Here is a 24,344-nt window from a genome sequence, read left to right as displayed (position 1 = left end):
TTTGCTAAAAACAACTCTCCGATATTTCGCTGTACACACCAAGTGATACATCAATACAGAAACATTGTGGCTTTTATGTATGTACTGACTCATTCCTCATCATATCAGATCGCAGCAGAGCTGCGGGGAATTAGACCCTAAGAGATTAAAGCATAGCCTGCCTCACTGCGCTTCCTGCCGCCTAACTGCATATAATACTTGACTATATATATGTCTATGATAAAGTTAAATTAATAGAACATATATATAGACAGAGGTGGCATCAGCCCCCTTTTCAGGCTGTACAGAGGCTGAATAATGCAGGATATAATTTTAGAGACAATCAGGGCGCTGTTAGTGCTTGCCATTTTTTCCTATCTTTTACAAAACCGGAAAAAACCTGAAATTAACAGCCATCACGGCTGGGTATTTATTATCAGCGGTTTCGCAGTTCTGCTCTTTGGAATGCTGATAGATATAACCGACAACTTCCCGGCCTTGGATAAATATGTTATTGTCGGCAACACCCCGCTTCAATCTTTTCTTGAGAAAGAGATCGGCTACTTAGGCGGATTTCTTCTGCTCGCAGTCGGTTTCCAGAAATTGCTCCCAGCGATCATCAGTCTGAAGGAGACTGAAAAGAACCTGACCGCGAGCGAGGGCCGGCTGAAGAGCCAGAACGCCATGCTTAATAACATAATGACGTCAATGACGCATCCGTTCTATGTCATTGACGCGAATGACTATACGATCAAGCTCTCCAACCATGCGGCCCACCTTGAAATGAATGATGAAAATATGACCTGTTATGAGCTAACCCACCACAGCAACATTCCCTGCGACGATGCCGAGCACCCATGCACGATAAAGAAGATAAAAGAGACAAAAGCAGCAGTCACTCTTGAGCATATTCATCATGATAAATACGGCAACCCGATAATAGTGGAAGTCCATGGATACCCGATATTTGACAGTAACAACAACGTGTCGCAGATCATTGAATATAACCTCGACATCACCGAGCGCAAACAGGCTGAAGAGGAGAGAAGGCATCTTAATAAAGAACTTGAGCAGATAATCTATGTAACCTCCCATGACCTCAGGTCGCCGCTTGTCAATGTGGAAGGCTATCACAAAGAGATCAATTACTCGCTTAAGGAACTGAAGAATATTCTGCAGGAGATCGATATTCCCCGGGACAGGAAAGAGAAGATCGAGTTTATCATTGACAAGGACATCCCTGAATCCGTGAAGTATATAGACGCAAGCGTTGCAAAGATGGACTCCCTGCTCTCAGGGCTTTTAAGGCTTTCCCGTTCCGGCAGGGCGGAACTTGAGATGAAGAAGCTTGAGATGAAGAGGCTTGTCTCAGATGTCCTGGACACACTTGAATACCAATTCAAAGAAAAAGGCGCAAGGCATGAAGTCACTGAACTCCCTTCATGCTCCGGTGATGAGAAGCAGATAAACCAGGCATTTTCAAACCTCATAGGCAATGCTCTGAAATACCTTGACCCGTCGCGTCCCGGAGTCATCAGGATCTCAGGGTATAAAAAGAACAGCCATGTTTTCTATTGCGTGGAAGACAACGGCATAGGCATCCCGGCGGAACATCAGGACAGGATATTTGATATATTCCATCAGGTGCAGCGCGGCAAGGGCGGCGAAGGGCTCGGGCTCAGCATAGTTAAGAAGATAGTCCAGAGGCATAACGGGAAGGTTTGGGTTGAGTCGGAATTCGGCAAGGGGTGCAGGTTCAGCGTGCAACTGCCGGCATAAATACCATGAATATACGCGCGAAGATCAGCATCGGATATCTGCTTATACTCTGTATCGTCATTCCGGCCTTTTACGGCATGACAGTATATGAACATAACAATATCCGCGATAAAGAGGTCTCAATTCAAGTAAAAGATTTCAAATCCTCATTCGGCGTGCTGATAGAACGCGATACCAAAACACTTGCGGCCGCGCTCGAGGTGATCATTCAGGACCCCGGCATTAAAGAAAAGTTCATGAGCAATGACAGGGACGCTCTTTACCGCTATGGAGAACCGCTTTTCAAAAACCTCAAGGAGAGATACGGGATAACCCATTTTTATTTTATCCTGCCTGACGGGATATGCTTCCTGAGGCTTCACAACAAGGATCTATACGGAGATATGATAAACAGGCATACATTCCTGAAGGCAAGAGAGACGCAGGGCATTGCATCAGGGATAGAACTCGGCAAGACAGCCTTTGCGCTGAGAGTTGTGATGCCCTATTACAACGATAAAAAGCTGATAGGGTATCTTGAATTAGGCGAAGAGATAGACCATTTCCTTGGAATAATGAAAGAAGAGACAGGCGATGAATACGCCATTATCGCGGACAAGGACAAGCTTGACAGGGAAGACTGGAAGTCTGTCAGAAAGGTAGCAGGCCTCAGGGACAACTGGGATGACAACGAGAAACATCTTGTCGTATCGCAAACTACTGATGTCAGGCTTCTGGCAAAGTGCTCTGATGAAGCGGCAATTGAGAGGGTGGAGAAGGGAGAGAACGAACTCCATAAATTCAATAATGAATCAGGTTCATATATATGCACCGGGTTCGGGATCAACGACGCGGCCGGAGAGCATGTCGGCGCGGTGTTATCACCCGTGAACATAACACACTTCACAAACAGCATGAGAAAGTTCAACAACAATGCGATGATCTTTTCAGGGATCATATTGCTCATCTCGGCGGCAGGGATCATTATCTTCTCGGCATCAATAACAAAGCCGCTGTTAAAGCTTGAAGATGCCGCAATTCTGATGGAGAAAGGGAACCTGGAGACAAAGGTAGACATACGGTCAAATGATGAGATAGGAATGCTTGCAAAGGCCTTTAACAGCATGGCTGTGAAACTTGAAGAAACCCTTTCATCTCTCAGAAAAAAGAATAAAGAGGTGGAGAAGATCGTTTATATAACCTCTCACGACCTGCGCTCCCCCCTTATAAATGTCGAGGGTTATCACAAAGAGATCGGCTACTCGCTTAAGGAGCTTCAGGCGGCCTTAAAGGATGTTGAACTGCCGCAGGATGTACGGGAGAAGATAGTATTCATAATAGAAAAAGAGATCCCTGAATCCGTGAAGTATATAGACTCCAGCATTGTAAAGATGGATTCTCTGCTCTCAGGACTTTTAAGGCTTTCCCGTTCCGGCCAGGCAGAGCTTCATATTGAAAAGCTTGACATGAACAGGCTTGTATCAGATGTCCTGGACACATTTAAATTCCAGTTCAAAGAAAAAGGCGCAGCGCATGATGTCGAAAAACTCCCTTCATGCAGCGGTGATGAGAGGCAGATAAACCAGGTATTTTCAAACCTCATGGGAAATGCCCTCAAATATCTTGACCCGGCGCGTCCCGGAGTCATTAAGATATCAGGATATAAAAAGGACGGCGAGGTTGTGTATTGCGTGGAAGACAACGGCATAGGCATACCGGCAGAACATCAGGACAGGATATTTGAGATATTCCATCGGGTACAGCCGGGTAAGGGCGGCGAAGGGCTTGGATTAAGCATAGTCAGGAAGATAGTTGAGAGGGATAACGGAAAGGTATGGGTGGAGTCGGTGGAAGGCAAAGGAAGCAGGTTTTATGTGTCATTGCCGGCATGAATAAATAAACACACCCCTTAATCCCCTCTTGTTAGAGGGGAAATAAAAAAGGGCATTACAGTTTTTCCCCTCTATAAAGAGGGGTGTAGGGGTGTGTTGAATATAAAAGGAGAACCGATATGAAAAACAGATACAGACACATATTACCTCTGGCATTTCTTTGTATATGCCTGCTCTTTCAGGGATGCACACAAGAGGAGGCGGCTAAGGTAACCCTGAAGAACGGCAATGGGCAATCAGAGAATGGCGAGCAAAAAGAGGCGCTGAAGATAGCTGTCTCTGCCATAATATCGCCTAAAAAAACCTTCATATACTACAAGGATATGCTTGATTACATCTCGAAGAAATTAGACATGCCTGTGGAACTGGTTCAGAGGGATACATACGCGGAGGTCAATGACCTTGTCAGGAACAGAAAAATATCCGCGGCCTTTGTCTGCAGCGGCGCGTACATTGACGGCAAGAGGGATTTCGGCATGGAACTGCTTGTCGCTCCTATGGCATACGGCAAACTTTTTTACCATTCATACATAATAGTCCCCAGGGACAGCAAGGCAGCGAGGCTTGAGGATCTTAAGGGCAGGAGGTTCGCGTTCACAGATCCGATGTCCAATTCAGGAAAGCTTGCTCCAACATATATGATAGGAAAGATCGGAGAGAAGCCGGAGTCATTCTTCTCTGATATCATCTACACCAACAGCCATGACAAATCCATAGAGGCTGTCGCCCGGGGACTTGTTGACGCCGCCGCTGTGGATTCCCTCATCTGGGATTATGCCGACGCGACAGAGCCTGAATTCACCTCTAAGACCAAAATAATGATAAAGTCCCCTCCGTACGGAATACCGCCTGTGGTCATCCCTGCGGGCATGGCGCCTGAGCTGAAAGCAAAACTTCGTGACATACTTCTCAATATGCACCTTGACGCTGAAGGCCGTTCTATTTTGGAGAAGGTAAAGATAGACCGATTTGTCCGTATAGATGACAGCGCGTACGATTCCATAAGGGAGATGCAAAGGTTCCTTAATGAAAATCAAAACTGAAACAGATAAAATGAAGACACTCTTTCCGGACATCGGGCTCAAGGCCAAGTTTCTTATCGCCACCAGCCTGGTCATCATTCTTCTGGGTTTTCTGACAGCCCTGTTTGTAAACAAGGTATGGACCCATTCCCTGAAGCATGAACTGACACATCATGGTTTGATCATCACTAAAAATCTTTCTGCCAATTCAACCGACTTCATCCTCACGCAGAATATATTAAAGCTTCAAAATCTTATTGATGACATGATGAAAAACGAGGAAGACATATCATACATATATCTCATCAGTTCAAAAGGCATGGTTATGGCCCACACCTTTGAAGACGGGTTCCCCGCGGGCCTGAAAGGGATCAACGCTCCTGCTCCTGGCCAGGCATATTCCTTAAAGCTGCTTGATACTGAAAAAGGTTATATACAGGAATTTTCCGTCCCGCTATTTCACAACCTCGGGACAGCCCACGTGGGCATCTCGGAAAACCGTATCAGAAAAAACGTCTCTCAGACGATGTGGACGATTGTTCTTATTACCATGATATTCCTCGGGATCGGGATATTGCTGATCAATATCATTGTTACCAGCGCGCTCAAGCCGCTTAAGATGCTCACTGCCGGAGCGGAGAAGATAGGCGCGGGCGACTATGGCCACAGAATAGAAGTCCAATCCAATGACGAGACAGGGGTTTTATCCGCAAGCTTCAACAAGATGGCATTTGAGTTAAAGGAGAACATTTACAAACTCGAACAGGACATCATTGAACGCAAGAAGACGGAAGAGAAACTGAATGAACTGGCAAGGGAACTTCAGCAGATAATTTATGTAACCTCTCATGACCTGCGCGCGCCGCTTGTCAATGTCGAAGGCTATCACAAGGAGATCGGTTACTCTCTTCAGGAACTCAATGACCTTCTGAAAGAAACAGATATGCCGGAAGCCCGCAAAGAGAAGATCGCATTCCTGATAGAAAAAGATATCCCTGAATCCGTGAAGTATATAGACAAGAGCGTTGCAAAGATGGACTCCCTGCTTGCAGGGCTGCTGAGGCTTTCCCGCTCAGGCAAGGCAAAGCTTGAGATGGATGAACTTGATATGAACAGGCTTGTGCATGATGTCACCTCAACCTTTGAATATCAGTTTAAAGAAAAAGGCGCGGGATACGAGGCATCAGGACTCCCTTCATGCACCGGTGACCTTCAGCAGATGAACCAGGCATTTTCAAATTTGATAGGAAACGCTCTTAAATACCTCGACCCGTCGCGTCCCGGCATGATCAGGGTTTCAGGCCACAGGGAAGACGGCCATAACATCTATTGCGTTGAAGACAACGGCATAGGCATCGCGCCTGAATACCTGGGGAATATATTCGATATCTTCTATCAGGCAAATAGAAGGTCCGGCGGAGAAGGCCTCGGCCTCAGCATAGTAAAAAAGATAGTGGAGAGGCACGGCGGAAAGGTATGGGTTGAGTCGGAGATCGGCAAGGGGAGCAGGTTTTATGTGTCATTGCCGGGATAAGTAACTCCCCCCTTCCCCCTCTTAGGTTAAGAGGGGGTGGCGAAGCCGGGGGCGTTAATTTAATAAAAGGTTGAATAATCATGAATAATATATTTTCAAACATCCATCACATGAAAAATAACTACGCATCCCTCAGCTATATGCTGATATTGACAGGCTTCTGGACCATGTTGATCATCGGGCTGCTGGCATGGGATATTCACAATATAAAACAGGGGGCAAAAAGTGAAGCGCTTATCCTGGCGCATGCCATATATGATGACGATATACAGTACCGCCGCTGGAACTCAAGCCATGGCGGAGTATATGTGCCTGTAACAGACAAGACACCTCCGAACCCGTACCTGAGCCATGTTCCCGATAGAGACATAACGACCACGGAAGGCATTAAGCTCACCCTGATAAACCCCGCGTATATGACACGCCAGGTGAATGAGTTGATGCATGAAGCGGGCGTCAGCCGCCGGGGGCATATAACAAGCCTGAATCCGCTGCGGCCCGGGAACAGCCCCGACACATGGGAGTCCATGGCGCTCAGAGAGTTTGAGAAGGGAGTGAGAGAAGTAAGCTCCATTGAAGAGATGGAGAACGGGGAAGACTTCATGCGCATGATGCGGCCTTTGATAGTTGAGGAAAGGTGCCTTAAATGCCACGCGGCACAAGGCTACAAAACAGGAGATGTCCGCGGCGGCATAAGCGTTTCGGTTCCCATGTCGCCCCAATTGGAAAAAGCAGATAAAGCGGTCATCGGGATGTCAACAGGCCACGGAATTATATGGTTCCTCGGATTATCAGGGCTGATACTGTGGTGGCTGCAGCAGAAAAAACTTTATGAAGAACTGGAAAAAAACAACAAAGAACTTCTGCGGATAAACAGCGATTATGAACAGCTGCTTTCTGTAACTATCCATGACCTCCGTTCGCCTCTCGTAAACATACAGGGCTACAGTTTTGAACTGAAAAGCTCAATGCACGAACTCCAGGCCGTGATGCAGCACATGGAAATGACTGCTGATATGAGGGAGAACGCCGTCTCCATCATAAACAGCGCCATTGACGAGGAAGTGCGGCTGATCACTTCCAATGCCCACAAAATAGACTCACTGCATAACGGCATTATCCGGTTTCTGAGTTTAAGAAAACACGAACTTGCCATGGAAGAGATAGATATGGACTCCATGATATCTGGCATCAAAGAGAGCCTGAAACCGGATATCCAGGGGGCCGGCGCGAGGCTTGAGATATCGGAACTGCCCCGCTGCACGGCTGACAGAAAGATGATGACAGAGATCTTCACGCACCTCATGGGTAACGCCCTTAAATACCTTCAGCCTGAGCGTCCCGGCATCATCAGGGTTTCAGGATACAGAGAGGACAGGCATTCCATTTATTGCGTGGAAGACAACGGCATTGGAATAGCTCCTGAATACCATCAGGATATATTTGAGATATTTCACAAGCTGGATGTTACAGTAAGCGGGATAGGCCTCGGGCTCACTATTGTCAGAAAGATAGTTGAGAGGCATAACGGAAAGGTATGGGTTGAATCGGAGGTTGGCAAGGGGAGCAGGTTCTATGTGTCATTGCCGGATATAAATAAATGACAGAAAAAGGATCCACACAGGCGTTTAAGAACAATGGCGTTCTATCCGCGCTCATAATAATATGCGGGATGATCACCGCGGGACTGGGCATTACCGCGCTTGTCGGATGGATCGCCGCATTCCCTCTGCTTGCCACCTTCGGGTCAGGCAGGATACCTATGGCCCCGAGCACGGCGCTCTTATTCCTCGTGTACGGAACAGGCGTGGCACTCTTTGCCCTGCTTCCGCTCAACAGGCCGGCTTACCGCGCAGCTTTATTCATAGGGGTTGCGGGAGCGCTCGCCGGACTCATGTTTTTTGTCCTCTCATTAATGGGCATAAATTCCGGGATCGAGCACTTAGGCATGCATATTTCAGGGATGGTGAACAACGCTCCTGTCGGGTATATGTCGCCGCTGACCGCCTTATTTTTTATACTTGCAGGCCTCGCGTTCTTATCGCTTCTCCTGCCGTCAGACAGGCCATGGTATTCAGCCGCGGCCTTCTGGCTCGCCTTTCTTACGGTATTGACAAGCTCTTCCCTGCTTTTCGCTTATTTCCTTGGAGTGCCTTTTCTTTACGGCGGCAGCGTCATCCCTCCGGCCCTGCCGACCTCGCTCGCATTCCTTGTCCTCGGCGCAGGCCTTCTCTTCTCCTCATGGCAGAGGGCAGTTAATGACGGCGAGACCCCGGACGCCGCGAATATGCGGGCAGTCTATGTGCTTGTCCTGATATTTGTTTTTCTTGCCGCAGGCACTATCATTTCCGGGTATCTCTATTTCCGCGCTCACGAAAAACATTATCGCGGCAAAGTGGAGCAGGAGCTCTCCGCCATCAAAGAGCTTAAGGTGGCTGAACTGGCGCAATGGCGGAAAGAGCGGCTGGATGACGCCGCGATATTATTCAGGAACGCCTCTTTTTCAGAACTGGTTCAACGGTATTTTAACAAAGAGGATGATCCTGAAGCGCGGAGGCATCTCCTCGAATGGATAAGCAAATTTCAGGGAATAGGCGAGTTCAATCAGGTGCGTTTGATGGATCTGCAGGGTGCAACCCGCCTGTCTGTTCCAGGCAACATAGCTCCTGCCAGCATCGGCGAATTGAGGAATGTTTCAGAGGTCATTCAATCGGGACAGCCGTCTATTACTGATTTCTACCGCAGCGATAATGACCGGCGGATTTATCTGGCTGTGAAGATCCCGATCCTGAATGAAGATGGCAGCCGTCCGCTGGCCATCCTGTCTGTGCGGATCGATCCTGAGAAATACCTGTATCCCCTGATCCAGTCATGGCCGACACCGAGCCGGACAGGCGAGACGCTGCTTGTCAGGCGCGATGGCGATGAGGTCATATTTCTTAATGAACTCAGGCACCGCAAGGATACGGCCTTCTCCCTCCGTTTCCCCCTCAGCAAAAAAGAGCTGCCTGCCGCGATGGCTGTGCTCGGCACAACCGGAGTTGTCGAGGGCGTTGACTACAGGGGAGTACCTGTCATAGTCTCAATCGGGCCGATCCCGGATTCGCCGTGGTTTATCGTTTCCAAGGTGGATGAAGATGAGATATACGCCCCGATGAGAGCGATTCTCTGGGCCGTGGTCATTGTGGTAGGCCTTCTGATCCTCGGCTCAGGCCTGGGCATCGGGGTTGTCTGGCGGCAGCAGAGGGCGCATTATTACAAGGAACAATACAAGGCGGAATTGCAATTGAATCTGGAACGCGAAAAGTCGGCAGAGGAGATAAGGAAGTACACCGAAGAACTGAAAAGAAGCAATAAAGAGCTTCAGCAGTTCGCCTATATCGCGTCACACGACCTTCAGGAGCCGCTCAGGATGATAGCAAGTTATCTCCAACTGATAGAAAGGCGTTATAAAGGGAATCTCGATAAGGACGCGGATGAGTTTATCGCATTTGCCGTTGACGGAGCGAACCGGCTTCAGGAGATGATCATAGGGCTTCTGGCATATTCAAGAGTTGAGACCAAGGGGAAACCGCTTGCAGTGGTGAACTCCGCCGAGGTGCTTGGAAACGCGGTTGCTAATCTCAAGCTTGTCATCGAAGAGAGCGGTGCGCTTGTAACTGCCGAAACCCTTCCTGTCATCAGGGCGGATGCGAGCCAGCTTCTTCTGGTATTTCAGAATTTAATATCCAACGCCATAAAATTCAGAGGAAAGGACGCGCCGCTCATTTATATATCAGCGGAACAGAAGAAGGAAGAATGGGTATTTGCGGTAAAAGACAACGGAGTCGGCATTGAGCCTGAATATAAAGAGAAAGTCTTTGATATGTTCCAGAGGCTGCACGGAAGGAAATATCCAGGCGTAGGCATAGGGCTGTCGCTGTGCAGAAGAATAATTGAGAGGCATAAAGGACGCATCTGGTTTGAATCGGAAACAGGGAAAGGCGCGACCTTTTATTTCACGATCCCGATAAAGGAGGGGGAAAAGAATGAATAATCAGCATGACGGAAAGCCTATTGATATCCTGCTTGTGGAGGACAATCCGGGCGATGTGAGATTAACGCAGGAGGTTTTGAAAGAGGCGAAGGTCAGAAATGACCTGCACGTTGTCTATGACGGCGTTGAGGCTTTGGCATTTCTCCGCCGTGAGGGCAAATATAAAGATATGCCGAAGCCTGACATAATACTCCTCGACCTGAACCTGCCGAAGAAGACAGGGCACGAGGTTCTGGCGGAGATCAAGTCTGATGATAACTTAAAGCGCATTCCCGTAGTGGTGCTTACGGTATCAAAGGACGAGGAAGATGTAGTCAAGAGCTATAACCTTTACGCTAACTGTTTCATAAACAAACCTGTTGACCTGAACCAGTTCCTGAATGTCGTAAAGGCGATAGAGAATTTCTGGCTCACGATAGTGAAACTGCCGCAGAACGGCGTTAATGAGAAATGAATAAAATGCTCAAAATATTACTCATCGAGGACAATCCCGGAGACGCGCGCCTCATTGAGGAGATGCTGAAGGAGTCAGGCCATGAGTTTAAGCTGGAGTGTGTAACATCTTTATCATCCGGCATTGACGAGGTCAGGCTGGACGGGTTCAATGTGATCCTTCTGGATCTCGGGCTTCCCGACAGCCAGGGGCTTGGCACTCTCACCAGGCTGAGCCAGACCATGCCTGAAGCGCCGATTATCGTGCTTACCGGCCTTGCTGATGAAGAGACAGGGAGCCTGGCGGTTAAAGGAGGCGCTCAGGATTATCTTATCAAGGGCCAGATCGACCATAACCTGCTTTCAAGGTCAATAGCATATGCCATTGAAAGGACGAAGGTGGAAGCGGAAAGAGAACAGTATTTTAAATTCTTCCAGACATCTTCCGACCTGATGTGCATGGCTGATCCGAATGGCGCATTTATAAAGACGAACCCCGCCTTCTCAGAGGCGCTCGGGTATTCCGGGGCTGAGCTTGTGTCAAGGCCGTTCATCGAATTTGTTCATCCTGATGACAAACAGTCAACACTTGATGAAATGGCAGGGCAGCTTCAGAGAGGATTCACTCTGAATTTTGAAAACCGCTACATATGCAAAGATGGCTCTTTAATATGGCTGTCCTGGAAGGCTATCTATAATAAAAAAGAAAAAATCACGTATGCCACAGCGCGCGACATCACATTGAACAAGTGGGCCGAAGAGGCTCTTAGAGAATCGGAAGAAAGGTTCAAGCTCATCTTTGAAAGCTCAACCGACGGAATCCTGCTTGCCGGCATCAAAGAGAAGAAGTTTTCCACAGGCAATAAAAAGATATGCGAAATGCTTGGTTACACGCTGGACGAGATCAAAAATATCGGGGTCATGGACATACACCCTGAGGCAGACCTGCCTTATGTTATTGACAAGTTTGAGAGGCAGGCAAAAGAAGAATTCTCCCTGATAACGGACATCCCTGTAAAAAGAAAGGACGGGAGCATTTTTTATGCCGATATAAATTCATTCCCGATAAAACTGGGCGGCAAAGACTATCTGGCAGGGTCATTCAGAGATATTACCGGGCGCAAGCGCCTTGAAGAGGCTGTTAAAGTTCAGACAAAGCGGTTCGAAACATTTTTTACCAACTCGATAACCCCGCTGGCATTTCTTGACAAAGACTTTAATTTTATCCGTGTCAATAAGGCGTATGCGGACGCAACTCAAAGAGATATATCCGAATTTCCGGGACGAAACCATTTCGAACTTTACCCGTCGGACGCAAAGGCGATATTTGAAGAGGTTGTCAGGACGAAGACGGCATTTCAGACATTTGCCCGTCCATTTATCTTTACCGATCATCCTGAGTGGGGAGTCACATACTGGGACTGGACACTTGTGCCCACGCTGGACAATAACGGGGAGGTTGAATTCCTCGCGTTCTCTCTTGTTGACGTAACCGAACAGAAGAAGGCGGAGCAGGAGCGCGAGCGCCTTAACAAAGAGCTTGAGCAGATATTGTATGCCGCATCGCATGACCTGAAGACCCCTCTTGTCAACATCAACGGCTACACCGGTGAAGTGAAAAAATCCATAGAGAACATAATAGGCCTGGCAGAGAGAGGGGTTGTATCTTCAGAGATCAGGAAAGAGATAACTTCACTCGCGATGGAACTTCCCGAGTGGTTCGCATTCATTAGCTCGAGCGTTTCACGGATGGACAGGCTGCTGAACGGGCTGTTGCAGTTTTCGCGTTCAGGCAGTGTTGATCTGAAGATGGAAGAGATAGATATGAATACGCTGATAAATGAGATCGCGGGCAACCTTAATTACAGGCTGAAAGAGGCGGGCGCAAGCCTTGAAGTCGCAGGCCTGCCGGGCTGCGGCGGAGACAGGGAGCAGATAAACCGCATCTTCTCAAACCTTATGGAGAACGCGGTCAAGTATCTTGACCCTTCGCGCAAAGGCGAGATAAAGGTTACCGGACACATAAAAGATAACCTCTCTGTTTATTGCGTAGAGGACAACGGCATCGGCATTGCCGCTGAACACCAGAAGCAGATATTCCACATATTCCATCAGCTTGACCCTTCGATCACAGGCGAAGGGCTGGGGCTTGCGATAGTGCAGAGGATGGTGGAGAGGCACGGCGGAAAGATATGGCTTGAGTCTGAAAAAGGCAAAGGGTGCAGGTTCTGTGTGGCGCTGCCGCGGAAACAGTGATATAGTGAAGATGAAAGGAATATGAAATTAACACACCCCTTAATCCCCTCTTATTAGAGGGGAGATAAAAAAGGGAATTTCAGCTTTTCCCCTCTTGATAGAGGGAAGTTTTAAAGGGCATTATAGCTTTTCCCCTCTAAAAAGAGGGGCAGGGGTGTGTTTGAAATAAAAGGGCAACCTATGAAGAATGACGCGATAATCCTGATAGCTGAAGACGATGAAGGGCACGCCGGGCTCCTGACCAAGAACTTCAGGCGCGCCGGTGTAAGGAACAAGACCATCCTCTTTAATGACGGGGAGGAGATCCTTAACTTTTTATTTGGCAAAGGCAAAGGCACTCATGTGCACCCGGGGTCTTCTTACGTTCTTATCCTTGATATAAGAATGCCCAAGATCAGCGGTATCGAAGTATTAAGGCTGCTTAAAAGCGATGAAAAGCTCGGAGTGATCCCTGTGATAATGTTCACCACAACATTTGACCCGGCTACGGTGAAGAAGTGCCATGACCTCGGCTGCTCAAAGTACCTGATAAAGCCGACTGAATATGACAAGTTCGTTGAGACGATAAAACAGTTAGGGATACTCATAACCGCAATGGAGGTGCCTGTTGTAAATGAGTAAGCAGAAGAATTCTCATGCGGCAAAAATAAATGATCAGGCTGCGTGTCCTGTGATCCTTATTGTTGAGGACGAAGAAGGCCTGAACCACCTCATTAAAAAGGTCCTCGGCAGAGAGGGGTTTGTGACCGAAGGAGTTCTCAACGGGGAAGACGCCATCCGCAGGATCAGCAATGATACTGACGTGATCCTGATCCTGGACTTTGTGCTCCCTGACATGACCGGCAAAGAGGTCATCACATCTCTCGCAAAAAAAGGCATCAAGGTCCCTTTCATCATCATAACGGGCCACGGAGACGAGAGCCTTGCCGTAGATATGATGAAACTCGGAGCCAAGGACTATATAGTCAAAGGATCGGAACTTGCCGGCATACTCCCGCATGTATTGAACAGGGTGGCATACGAAATAGAGCAGGAGCATAAACTTGTCGAAGCGCAAAAAGCTGCCGCTGAAAAGCAGGCTGAACTGTCAGTCCTGTATAAGGTTTCTTCGGCGCTGAGCCAGACACTGGATATCGAAAAGCTCTTTGATATTATCTTTCATACGATAACCGGGCTTGATATGTTCGATATTCAGGAAAAAGGCGGGATATTCATGATCGACGAGGACAGGATGACGCTCGTTTCACATCTCGGGCATCCCGACTCATTCATTGAATCTCACAAAGGCATGAGAGTAGGCGACTGTCTCTGCGGCATCGCGGCAAAGAGAGGAGAAATACTGGTATCAAAAAACTCTCATCATGACGACAGGCATACCATCCGGTATCCTGAGATAGCGCCTCACGGGCATATAATAATCCCTTTAAAGGCAAGGGGCAGTGTGGTTGGAGTGCTGTATCTTTATATGGATGTTGATTTTGATCTGCCAGATGGCAAATTACGCCTTCTTGATTCTATCGGAAACCAGATAGGCATCTCGATAGATAATGCAAGACTCTACGAAGAGACCAAAAAGTCTTCTCTCCATGACCCGCTTACTGGGCTTGCCAACAGGCGGATGATGCATATAGTCTTCGGCAGGGTCATGGCAGAGGCAAAGAGAACAGAGAAACCGTTCTCAGTAATAATGATAGATATCGACCGCTTTAAGGAATTCAATGACACCAGAGGACACTCCGCAGGCGATAAACTGCTTGAAGAGCTCGCTGACCTGATAATAAAAGAGTCAAGAGAGGTAGATCTTGTGGTGAGGTACGGCGGTGAGGAGTTTCTCATCATCCTCCCTGATACCACCCTTGAAATGGCGCGAGAAGCTGCCGAAAGGATAAGAAAGGCTGTTGAGTCACGAACAGAGGTAACGATCAGCCTCGGCGCGGCAGCCTACAGCAAAGAAACAGTGAATGAAGAACACCTCACCAACAAGGCTGATTCCGCGTTATACCTTGCCAAAAGAAACGGCAGGAACAGGGTCGAGGTCAGCAGGTAAGAAGACAGAGATAAATTTGTCACAGTATCTAAGCTTAGGATGTCATTCCGGACAAGCCGGAATGACAACACAGGGACAATTACTACAAGCCCCCCTCTTCTCCTGCCCCTGATTTACGCATGAATGTCGGCACATCAAGGTCATCCTTCACTTCTATGGGAGCCATCGCCTTTGAGAGTATATTGCCGGAACCCTTCAGGCTCTGGCCCTGTGAAACAGCCGGCCTCCACTTATCCAGGCCGATCGTAGTGGGCTGCTTCTGCTCGTCAAAACTCGTCGCGATGACCGTTACGATTATCTCATTGTCAAGGTCTGAGTCAATTACTGAACCGAATATTATCTCCGCGTCCTCATGCGCGACATCCCTGATAAGGCTTGCCGCCTCATTTACCTCATGGATAGTAAGGGAGGTTCCTCCCGTTATATTGACAAGCACGCTCCTTGCTCCGTTTATTGACGTCTCCTCCAGCAGAGGGCTGTTGATAGCCATCCTTGCCGCCTGCTCAGACCTCTTCTCTCCGGCTCCGTTGCCAATGCCCATGACCGTCCTGCCGCTGTTCGAGAGGATAGTCCTGATGTCGGCAAAGTCCTGATTGATTAGCCCCGGCAGGAAGATAAGGTCTGTAATGCTCTTGACCGCCTGCCTGAGAACATCGTTTGCAAGTTCAAGCGCTTTAAGCCAGGGCGTGTCTTTGTCAGCGACGCTGAGGATCCTGTTATTATGGACAAGCACTATTGAATCAACATGCTTCTTCAGCTCCTTTATGCCGTGGTCCGCGTTCTTCGACCTCTTGCCGCCCTCAAACAGGAACGGCCTTGTAACGACCGCCACAGTAAGTATCCCCATCTCCCTTGTTAACTCGGCAATGACCGGCGCCGCTCCGGTGCCTGTCCCGCCGCCCATGCCCGCGGTTATGAATACCATGTCTGCTCCGTTAAGCGCTTCTGCTATAACGTCCCTGTCCGCCATAGCCGCCTGCCTCCCGACCTCGGGGTTCGCGCCGGCGCCAAGCCCTTTTGTCATGGAGCCTCCTATCTGTATCCGCCTGTGCGCAAGCGATGACTCAAGGACCTGCGCGTCGGTGTTTACAACTATGAACTCCACCCCCTCAAGGCTTGCGGCTATCATGCTGTTGACGGCGTTGCCTCCGCCTCCGCCTACACCTACGACCTTGATCCTGGCATTCTTGTTCTGAACCTCATCCATCTGAAAAATCTGCATGTCCCTCTCCTTTAAAATGTTTATTGAAATTAAATATTAAAAAAATAGCCTGTTAATTAAATAAATATTTGTCATTCTGGCTTGTCCAGAATCTTCCCCTCTAATAAGAGGGGTTAGGGGTGTGTTTTATCTCAACATCCCCCTGTATCCCCCTTTACTAAGGGGGAATTTAAAAAACCTGACTCCCGATACCCAAAGGGCACAGGCAAGCGGGAGTGACAGAAATAAAATATTAAGTTTTTTTATTTAAAGATGAAGCGTCTCTCTGGCCCAGTTGATCACTCTTGATATGCCCCACCTTGAGTGTTTTTCATTCTCGGCCGTCATCTCCCGCGCGCCATAAATCAAAAGCCCCACGCCTGTTGCATACATAGGGCTTGACATATCATCAGTGAGCCCTTCTATCCCCGCAGGCATTCCTATCCTCACCGGCATATCAAGGATATTCTCTGCCATTACATCCATCCCCTCCATCATTGCGGAGCCTCCTGTAAGCACGGCTCCGGATGAGAGCAGGCCGTCAAAGCCGCTTGCCCTTATCTCATCCTTGATAAGTTTAAAGAGCTCCACAGCGCGGGGCTGTATTATCTCTATCAGGTGATGCCTCGGCACATTCTTCGCCTGCCTGTCGCCTGAATAACCTATCTCAATCTCCTCATGGTCCTGAACCATGGATATCATCGTGCAGCCGTACTGCTTCTTTATCTTCTCCGCCTCGGGCGCGGGGGTTCTCAGCCCGATGGCTATATCATTTGTGAAATTATTTCCGCCGACAGGGATCACTGAGGTATGGCAGAGAAGGCCCTCGTGGAATATCGCGATCTCGGTAGTGCCGCCTCCTATGTCTATCACAGCAGTGCCGAGCGATCTCTCATCATCAGTAAGCACAGCCTCTGCCGTTGCAAAAGGCTTAAGCACGATATCAATGACCTCAAGCCCGGCCTTCTCGCACGTCTTAACAAAATTCTGCACATACGTGGCTGAGCCTGTGATTATCCTCACATCCGCTTCAAGCCTTACCCCGGACATGCCTCTGGGGTCTGTTATGCCGTTCTGCCCGTTTATGCTGAAGCCCACGGGTATGACCTGCAGAACTTCCCTGTCAAAAGGAATGGCGACCGCCCTTGCCGCGTCTATGACGCTGTCAACCTCTCTCTGCTCTATCTCATGCTTTGAAAGCGCTATCACACCGTGGCTTAAAAGGCTGCTTATATGCTCTCCGCCGATCCCAAGGTACACCGCGTTGATCTCAATGCCGGCCATCGCCCCGGCATCTCTGACAGCCTCTTTTACAGATTCAACCGCATCCTCGATGTTTATTACAGCTCCCTTCCTGAGCCCTCTGGAAGGTGCGCTGCCGCGGCCGATGATACGAAGCCCGGCCTCTCCCGTCTCGCCTGCGATCACGGACGTCTTTACAGTGCCTATATCAAGGCTTACTATGAGCCTGCCCTTTTTCATGATCTCTTCTTCACCTTTTTCTTAGTCCTGGCTTTTACCTTCTTCTTTGCCGTCTTGACCGGCACATCCTTCTTAACTGTCTCTTCCTTCTTCACCGTCTGAACGGCCGCATCTTTTTCCGCAGTCTGGACGGTTTCTTCCTTCTTCACGGACTTGGGTTTCTCTTCTTTTTTTACGGGCTGGACTATCACATCATCAAACCTGAGGTCAACGTACTCGACAGCGGTCTCCATCTTTCTTATCTCAGGTTCCAGAGCCTTCCATTTATCAAACTTCTCAGTGTATTTTCCATAACCGATCTTCAGCATATCGCCGTCCATCTTCACGGCAAGGCCGTATGATTCAAGCCATATCTCGATAGACTCCTTGCCTTCAAGCCTCTTCTTTTCCGAAAGGACATCCACGAGGCTCAAAGCCTCTTTGATCGCTTCCTTGTTTATCAGCGGGTCAATATCTTTTATTACAGGAAGGAACGGGGTGCCTTCTCCGCTGATCTTATCAAGCACCTCGCCTCTTGCGTCAACAAGCGAGGTCTCCCCGCGGAGTGAAAGAAGCGCCTTTGGCGAAGACTCCTCGATTATCAGGGCAACCGTATCAGGGAACTCTTTTCTCATAGAGATTTCCTTTATCCAGAAATTCTTCCTGGCGTTCTTTTCAACATCCCTGAAAGAGAGTTCAATAAGGCTCTCACCGCGCCATATGCCTGAGCTCTTTATTACATCCTCATCCTCAAGATGATGGTTTCCTGAAACAATTATATTTTTTACCGTAAAAGTACTTGCCGCAAGCTTCATACCGAGGCCTATGACTGCGATAAGTATGACCGCCGAAAAAAAGAGCATGCCCTTTCTGAAAAAGACAGACGCCTTCTCCCCGCGCCGGTATGCCGCCCTTTTTTTGTTCTTATTTTGCCGCAAGAGCTATTATCTCCTCTATCAGTTCCTTGAAGCTTATGCCCGCTGACTGCGCTATCTTTGGAAGCAGGCTCGTTGAGGTCATGCCCGGAAGCGTATTGACCTCAAGTATATACGGCGTTCCTTTGGCATCCACGATAAAGTCCACCCTGCTTGCGCCTGAACAGCCAAGCGCGTTATGCGCCTGAAGCGCCTTCTCCTTCAGATCTCCGTAAACAGCATCGTCAATCTGCGGCGGGATTATATACTCTGTCAGGCCTGATGTGTACTTTGCCTCATAATTATAAAATTCCAGCGACGGCCTCACCTCGACCCCGCCGAGCGCCCTGTCCCCGAGCACCCCGATATGGATCTCTTTGCCGCTTATGAACCTCTCTATCAGAACCCTGTCGCCGAGGGCAAACGCCTTCTGCACCGCGGGCATGAGCTGCGCTTCTTCCTTAACTATGGCCACGCCTATGCTTGAGCCTTCTGAAGCAGGCTTCACGACCCACGGCAGCGGGAATCCTATCTTGGGCGGCTCAGAGGCTGACTTGCCCTTCTTTCCCTTTGGAATTCCGAGAGCCATAAATTCAGCAACAGGAAGGCCGTGATGCATGAATATCTTTTTTGACGCCTCCTTATCCATGGCAAGCGCAGAGGCGAGAACTCCCGAACCTGTATAAGGTATCCCCAGCACTTCGAGCATCCCCTGTATGGCGCCGTTCTCTCCTATGCCGCCGTGAAGCGCGAGAAAGGCGAGTTTGATCTTATCCTTTTTAAGCACAGCAGCTATATCCCTGTTGACATCAACAGGCACGCAAGCGTATCCAAGCTCCTGAAGGGATTGATACACCGCAAGCCCGGTGCGCATCGAGATCTCGCGCTCGGATGAAAACCCTCCCATCAATACCCCTATCTTCTTCGTTGTAACCGGCTTCTTTGTCATTATAAATTTCCGCCTTTCATGTTTTATTATTAATCAATATTTCTTGTCATTCCGGCTTGTCCGGAATCGTCTGTAATTTAGATTCCCGACGCGCTTCGCTTGCGAGAATGACAGCATTTATCTAATTAATTGTCCTGTTTTCAACTTTCAGTTTTTCCCTATTATCTTTATCTCAGGTTCAAGCGTGATGCCGCTGTGCTCCTGCACCTTTTCCCTCACCATATCCATAAGCGCGATGAAATCTTTGCTCGTGGCGCTCCCTCTGTTTATCAGATAATTTGCGTGCAGCCCGCTCACCTCAGCATCGCCTGCCCTCATGCCCTTGCATCCCGCGAGCTCTATCAGCCTTCCGGCGCTCTGGCCTTCAAGGTTCTTAAATACACATCCTGCCGAAGGCGCTCCAAGCGGTTGTGTCTCCCTCTTCTTCCTCAGGCATTCATTCACTTTGGCATCGACCTCTTCAGGCGTTCCCTTCTTTAACTTAATATTAGCGCTCAGTATGGCAAGCCCTGCCGGAAGATTTGAGTTCCTGTATGAAAACCTCAGGTTCTCTATCTTGAGAATAGCTATCTTGCCGTACCTGTTCATTATCGCGATGGAGACTATAACATCTTTTATCTCAACACCGAATGAGCCTGCGTTCATATAGACAGCTCCTCCTAATGAGCCGGGTATTCCTGCAAGCGCCTCTATGCCTGAGTATCCTTTTTCTTTTGTAAAATTTATCAGCTTGCCAAGCGATACTCCTGCGCCGGCAAAGAGTGTAACATTCTCATCAGTATCTTCTGCTACGCAGACCTGATTGAATGCATCCAATGATACCGCTATGCCGTCAAGCCCGCCGTCCTTTACAAGCAGGTTCGTACCCGCGCCTATAAAAAATACAGGCACTGCCTCTTCCTGCGCCGCTGTCAGTATGTTCTTCAGCGACATCGGGTCTTCCGGAAATACCAGCATCGAAACAGGGCCGCCTATCTTTAAAGAGGTATGTTTTGACAATGCTTCATTCATCATTATCTCTCCCCTGACAGTCTCCATTATCCTGGCTGAGAACTTCTCCATCCTGCCGCTGAATCCGCTGTCTTCATCTGCAGCCTGTCCTTTCAAATCTTCAGCCTCAGGAACTCTTCGCCCAGCTTCCATACATCGCCCGCGCCGAGTGTTAATAAAATATCGCCTGCCCTTAGTTCTTCAGAGAGGCGGCCTAATGCTTCATCTTTCTTATTTATATGGTCAATATCTTTTCCTGCGTCTTTTATGCGGGTGCAAAGCGCCTCTGAGTTAACGCCTTCAATGGGCTTCTCTCCCGCGGGATAGATATCCATCATCATCACCTTGTCGGCATATGCGAACGCGCCTGCAAACTCCTGGAGCAGGTCCCGTGTCCTTGAATACCTGTGCGGCTGAAAAAGCACGACGAGCCTGCCTTTGTCTTTGGCATTGATCATCGCCTCTTTTATCGCCTTTAAGGTCGCCTTTATCTCTTCCGGGTGATGGCCGTAATCATCTATCACCCTGATGCCGGATACCTCGCCCTTCTGCTCAAACCTTCTCTTTACGCCGCTGAACTCTCCGAGCGATTCTTTTACCGTATCCATAGGGATCTCAAGTTCATTTGCGACAGCTATCGCGGCAAGGCAGTTTGATACATTATGGTTCCCGATAAGAGGCACATCAAAGATACCTATGGACTCGCCGTTCAGAACCGCCTCGAACCTTGTCCTGAACCCGTGTGTCCCGATATTGCGCGCCGTGAGATCCAGCCCCGAGCTTATGCCGTATGTTATGAACCTCCTCTGCACCTTAGGCAGCAGGTCTTTGATATACGCATTGTCTCCGCACAGAATATTCAGCCCGTAAAAAGGCACCTTGTTTATGAATGAGAGGAATGCTGTCGTAAGCTCTGTCATATCTTTGTAAAAGTCCATGTGCTCCCGGTCTATATTCGTGACAACTCCTATGGTCGGACTGAGCTTCAGGAAAGAGCCGTCGCTCTCGTCAGCCTCTGCCACAAGAAAGTCTCCCTGACCAAGCTTTGCGTTGCTCCCCAGCCCCTTCAGTTTGCCGCCTATAACAACGGTAGGGTCAAGCCCGCCGGACGCAAGCACGCTTGCTACGAGCGAGGTGACTGTCGTCTTGCCGTGCGCTCCTGCTATCAGAACACCGTATTTGAGCCTTGCGAGCTCGGCAAGCATCTCTGCCCTCGGAATAACAGGTATGGCGCGCTCCCTTGCGGCAATGACCTCGGGATTAGTTGGCGAGACTGCGGAAGAGATGACAACAACGTGCGCGTCCCTTATGTTCCCGGCATTATGGCCGACATTAATATGTATACCCAGGCTCTCTAGCCTGCGGGTCGTCTCAGAACCTTTCAGGTCAGAGCCTGTGACCTCATAGCCGAGGTTGTTAAGCACCTCTGCGATCCCGCTCATGCCCACGCCGCCTATGCCTACAAAATGTATCCTCTCAAAACGTTTATACATGCTTTATATCCCGTATCAGTTGTCATTCCGGCTTGTCCGGAATCATTCTTTTTTCTTATAAAGGCAAGATTCCGGACAAGCCGGAATGACTTTAATTATTAAAGTTGTGATCTCATTTTTTTATCAGCCCCATCATATGCTCTATTATCTTCTTCACTGCATCCGGCTCTCCAAGCGAAATTATCGTCCTCTCCATCTCGCCGATAGCATCAGGGCTCTCCAGCAGATGGATGATCATATCGGCAAGCGTCTTGCCGTTGAGATCCTCGTCAATTATCATCTGCGCCGCTCCCATATCCAGAAGCTTTCTGGCATTTGACTCCTGATGCTTGCCTGCCGCGAACGGGTAAGGAACAAGTATCGCAGCCTTTCCGCATGCCGCCAGCTCTGCAAGCGTGGTCGCGCCTGCTCTTGAAATAATAAGGTCGGAGACCGCATACGCGTCTGCCATCTCATGCGCAAAAGATATAACCGTCCCCTTAAAGCCCATAGACAGATATGTCTCTCTTACAGGCACAAGGTCAGCCTCCCCGGTCTGATGCAGAAACTGCACCTTATCTTTATACGCATCAAGATACCTCAGCGCCTCGGTCACGGCTTTATTGATATGCCTCGCGCCCGAACTGCCGCCGAATACAAAGATGGTAAAGAGGCCTTTATCAAGAGAGAACCTCTCATACCCCCTCTCCCTGTCGCCGTGCAGTATCTCCTCTCTTACGGGGTTTCCGGTAAGGAACGTCTTTTCACTCGGGAAAGAGGATATTGATTCATGATATGTAACAGCTACCGTATCCACATATTTACCTAATATCCTGTTTGTTAGTCCGGGCACTGTGTTCTGCTCATGTATCATCGTCGGTATCTTCATCCATACCGCGCTCATTATCAAAGGCCCTGACGAGTAACCGCCTACGCCGAAAGCAAGGTCCGGCTTTATATCCTTCAGTATCTCAAAGGAATCCCTGAACGAGTGCGGGATATTCATAGCTGATCTCAGTGTTCCAAAAATCCCTTTTCCCACCAGTCCTTCTGACCTGATGAACCTCAGGTCAAAGCCTGCTTTGGGTATTATCTTATTCTCAATGCCCTTTGTTGTGCCGACAAATACAACATCAGTGCTTGGTATCTTCTTCAGAGCCTTGGCAACCGCAAGGCCGGGAAAGAGATGCCCGCCTGTGCCGCCTCCTGCGATAACTATCCTCATCTGCCTCTTCTCTGAGAAACATGGGCTGCCTGAACATCCGGCCGGCCCCTTCTCTCCATCTTCATTCTGTCGTTCCTTCCTGATATGTTCAGGAGTATGCCTATGGCTATCATGTTTATCAGCAGCGAAGAGCCGCCGTAACTTATAAGCGGCAAAGGCAGCCCCTTTGTAGGAGCAAGGCCGATGGTCACAGCCAGGTTTATTATCACCTGGCTGCCTATCATCAAGGTCAGCCCGAGCGCGAGGTAGTGGCTGAACGGGTCATCCGTCTCCAGTGCGACCATTATCCCCTTTATCAAAAGCCACAGGAATAATCCTATCACCGCAACAACCCCCAAAAAGCCAAGCTCTTCGCCAATAAGCGAAAAAATAAAATCCGTATGTATCTCAGGCAGAAAAGCGAGCTTCTGCCTGCCGCTGCCGATGCCAACCCCTGTGACGTAACCGTTGCCGAATGCTATGAATGACTGCACAAGCTGAAAGCCGCACCCCAGAGAGTCCTGCCAGGGGTCGAGAAAGCATGTCACCCTCTTCCACCTGTAAGGAAAGAATTTTACGAGCATAAAGATTCCGGGCAGAGCCACGAGAATAATGGCAAACAGCGGCCTTAGTGTGACGCCTCCCAGAAAGAGGAGTCCGACAGTAAGTATGCCGAGGCTCATTACAGCGCCGAAGTCAGGCTGGAAGATGATCGCAAGCTGAAATGTCAGCATGATCGCAATGGGAATGAGAAACCCGTGCACCAGATTCTTCATCCTGTGCTTGTTCTTATCCATATAATCCGCAAGAAAGAGAACCATGGCTATCTTGGCAAGCTCAGATGGCTGGAAGGTCGTGGGCCATAACCTTATCCATCTTCTCGCACCGTTTGCCGTCAGGCCGATGCCCGGCAGAAAGACGGCCAGAAGGAGGATAAAAGAGACCGCAAGCATAACTGTGCCGAGCGGCCTGAGCTTCTGATAATCGAGCCTTGAGACTATGAGCATGGCCACGAAACCGATAAAGACGGTAAAGAGGTGGCTCCACAGATAATGAAACCCTGTGCCGTACTTATTAACAGACAGCAGCGCGGTCGAACTGTAAACCATCACTACGCCTATGAAGATAAGGGCGATTACCGGGATAAAGATGTTTTTTGAATTTGTTGAACTCATGTATCTGCTGTTTATCATATCC

19 protein-coding genes are annotated in these 24,344 nt (G+C 49.0%); 10 read left to right on the top strand and 9 right to left on the bottom strand.

The genetic code is table 11. The annotated features are described in order from the left end of the window. On the bottom strand, window positions 1-93 hold a 93-nt coding region (locus tag HY807_10560; GenBank protein ID MBI4826843.1), incomplete at its 3' end, for an IS200/IS605 family transposase. Window positions 94-297: 204 nt separating this feature from the next. On the opposite strand from HY807_10560, the gene HY807_10555 reads away from it, so the two are divergent. The 10 genes from HY807_10555 to HY807_10510 all read left to right on the top strand — a co-directional run bounded on the left by HY807_10555 (window position 298) and on the right by HY807_10510 (window position 14,956). Next, complete coding sequence (locus HY807_10555; protein MBI4826842.1) at window positions 298-1,758, top strand: PAS domain-containing protein; 1,461 nt, start codon at window positions 298-300, stop codon at window positions 1,756-1,758. Window positions 1,759-1,763: 5 nt separating this feature from the next. Continuing rightward, entirely contained in the window at window positions 1,764-3,629 is a 1,866-nt protein-coding gene (locus HY807_10550; protein MBI4826841.1) for a HAMP domain-containing protein, read from the top strand. Window positions 3,630-3,748: 119 nt separating this feature from the next. Further along, the gene (phnD, locus tag HY807_10545; protein ID MBI4826840.1) at window positions 3,749-4,672 is read left to right on the top strand and encodes a phosphate/phosphite/phosphonate ABC transporter substrate-binding protein; all 924 of its coding nucleotides are present in this window, start codon (window positions 3,749-3,751) and stop codon (window positions 4,670-4,672) included. Beyond that, a complete protein-coding gene (locus HY807_10540) occupies window positions 4,656-6,185 on the top strand; it encodes a HAMP domain-containing histidine kinase (GenBank protein MBI4826839.1) in 1,530 nt (509 codons plus the stop codon). Before phnD ends, HY807_10540 begins: the two co-directional genes overlap by 17 nt. An 80-nt stretch (window positions 6,186-6,265) precedes the next feature. Beyond that, complete coding sequence (locus HY807_10535) at window positions 6,266-7,789, top strand: DUF3365 domain-containing protein (GenBank protein MBI4826838.1); 1,524 nt, start codon at window positions 6,266-6,268, stop codon at window positions 7,787-7,789. Window positions 7,790-8,100: 311 nt separating this feature from the next. Continuing rightward, on the top strand, window positions 8,101-10,221 hold the full coding sequence (locus tag HY807_10530) for a GHKL domain-containing protein (protein ID MBI4826837.1): 2,121 nt from the start codon (window positions 8,101-8,103) through the stop codon (window positions 10,219-10,221). Beyond that, window positions 10,214-10,675: a response regulator gene (locus HY807_10525; protein ID MBI4826836.1), complete on the top strand. Its 462-nt coding sequence runs from the start codon at window positions 10,214-10,216 to the stop codon at window positions 10,673-10,675. Before HY807_10530 ends, HY807_10525 begins: the two co-directional genes overlap by 8 nt. Window positions 10,676-10,680: 5 nt before the next feature. Then, window positions 10,681-12,909 (top strand): PAS domain S-box protein, encoded by a 2,229-nt coding sequence (locus tag HY807_10520; GenBank protein MBI4826835.1) that lies wholly within the window; start codon window positions 10,681-10,683, stop codon window positions 12,907-12,909. Window positions 12,910-13,089: 180 nt separating this feature from the next. Further along, a complete protein-coding gene (locus tag HY807_10515; protein ID MBI4826834.1) occupies window positions 13,090-13,530 on the top strand; it encodes a response regulator in 441 nt (146 codons plus the stop codon). Further along, window positions 13,523-14,956 carry a diguanylate cyclase gene (locus HY807_10510; protein ID MBI4826833.1) on the top strand — a complete coding sequence of 478 codons (1,434 nt, stop codon included), beginning with the start codon at window positions 13,523-13,525 and terminating at the stop codon, window positions 14,954-14,956. The genes HY807_10515 and HY807_10510 overlap by 8 nt, the downstream gene beginning before the upstream one ends. Before the next feature lie 82 nt (window positions 14,957-15,038). Here HY807_10510 and ftsZ read toward each other — a convergent pair whose 3' ends face one another. The 8 genes from ftsZ to ftsW form a co-directional block, all read right to left on the bottom strand. Next, entirely contained in the window at window positions 15,039-16,178 is a 1,140-nt protein-coding gene (gene ftsZ / locus HY807_10505) for a cell division protein FtsZ (GenBank protein ID MBI4826832.1), read from the bottom strand. A 246-nt stretch (window positions 16,179-16,424) separates the two neighbouring features. Then, entirely contained in the window at window positions 16,425-17,639 is a 1,215-nt protein-coding gene (gene ftsA / locus HY807_10500; GenBank protein ID MBI4826831.1) for a cell division protein FtsA, read from the bottom strand. Then, the gene (locus HY807_10495; protein ID MBI4826830.1) at window positions 17,636-18,556 is read right to left on the bottom strand and encodes an FtsQ-type POTRA domain-containing protein; all 921 of its coding nucleotides are present in this window, start codon (window positions 18,554-18,556) and stop codon (window positions 17,636-17,638) included. The genes ftsA and HY807_10495 overlap by 4 nt, the downstream gene beginning before the upstream one ends. Continuing rightward, window positions 18,543-19,481: a D-alanine--D-alanine ligase gene (locus HY807_10490; GenBank protein ID MBI4826829.1), complete on the bottom strand. Its 939-nt coding sequence runs from the start codon at window positions 19,479-19,481 to the stop codon at window positions 18,543-18,545. Before HY807_10490 ends, HY807_10495 begins: the two co-directional genes overlap by 14 nt. A gap of 147 nt (window positions 19,482-19,628) precedes the next feature. Then, a complete protein-coding gene (murB, locus tag HY807_10485; protein ID MBI4826828.1) occupies window positions 19,629-20,624 on the bottom strand; it encodes a UDP-N-acetylmuramate dehydrogenase in 996 nt (331 codons plus the stop codon). Further along, window positions 20,585-21,964, bottom strand: a complete 1,380-nt coding sequence (locus HY807_10480) for a UDP-N-acetylmuramate--L-alanine ligase (protein MBI4826827.1) — start codon at window positions 21,962-21,964, stop codon at window positions 20,585-20,587. The genes murB and HY807_10480 overlap by 40 nt, the downstream gene beginning before the upstream one ends. 112 nt (window positions 21,965-22,076) lie before the next feature. Beyond that, window positions 22,077-23,168 carry an undecaprenyldiphospho-muramoylpentapeptide beta-N-acetylglucosaminyltransferase gene (murG, locus tag HY807_10475; GenBank protein ID MBI4826826.1) on the bottom strand — a complete coding sequence of 364 codons (1,092 nt, stop codon included), beginning with the start codon at window positions 23,166-23,168 and terminating at the stop codon, window positions 22,077-22,079. Further along, window positions 23,165-24,340: a putative lipid II flippase FtsW gene (gene ftsW / locus HY807_10470; protein MBI4826825.1), complete on the bottom strand. Its 1,176-nt coding sequence runs from the start codon at window positions 24,338-24,340 to the stop codon at window positions 23,165-23,167. Before ftsW ends, murG begins: the two co-directional genes overlap by 4 nt. Window positions 24,341-24,344: the final 4 nt, after the last annotated feature.

The organism is Nitrospirota bacterium (genome assembly GCA_016207885.1).
Taxonomy (GTDB): domain Bacteria; phylum Nitrospirota; class Thermodesulfovibrionia; order UBA6902; family UBA6902; genus JACQZG01.
The sequence above is the reverse complement of the archived record's forward strand: the minus strand, read 5'-3'. Positions and strand labels throughout refer to the sequence as shown.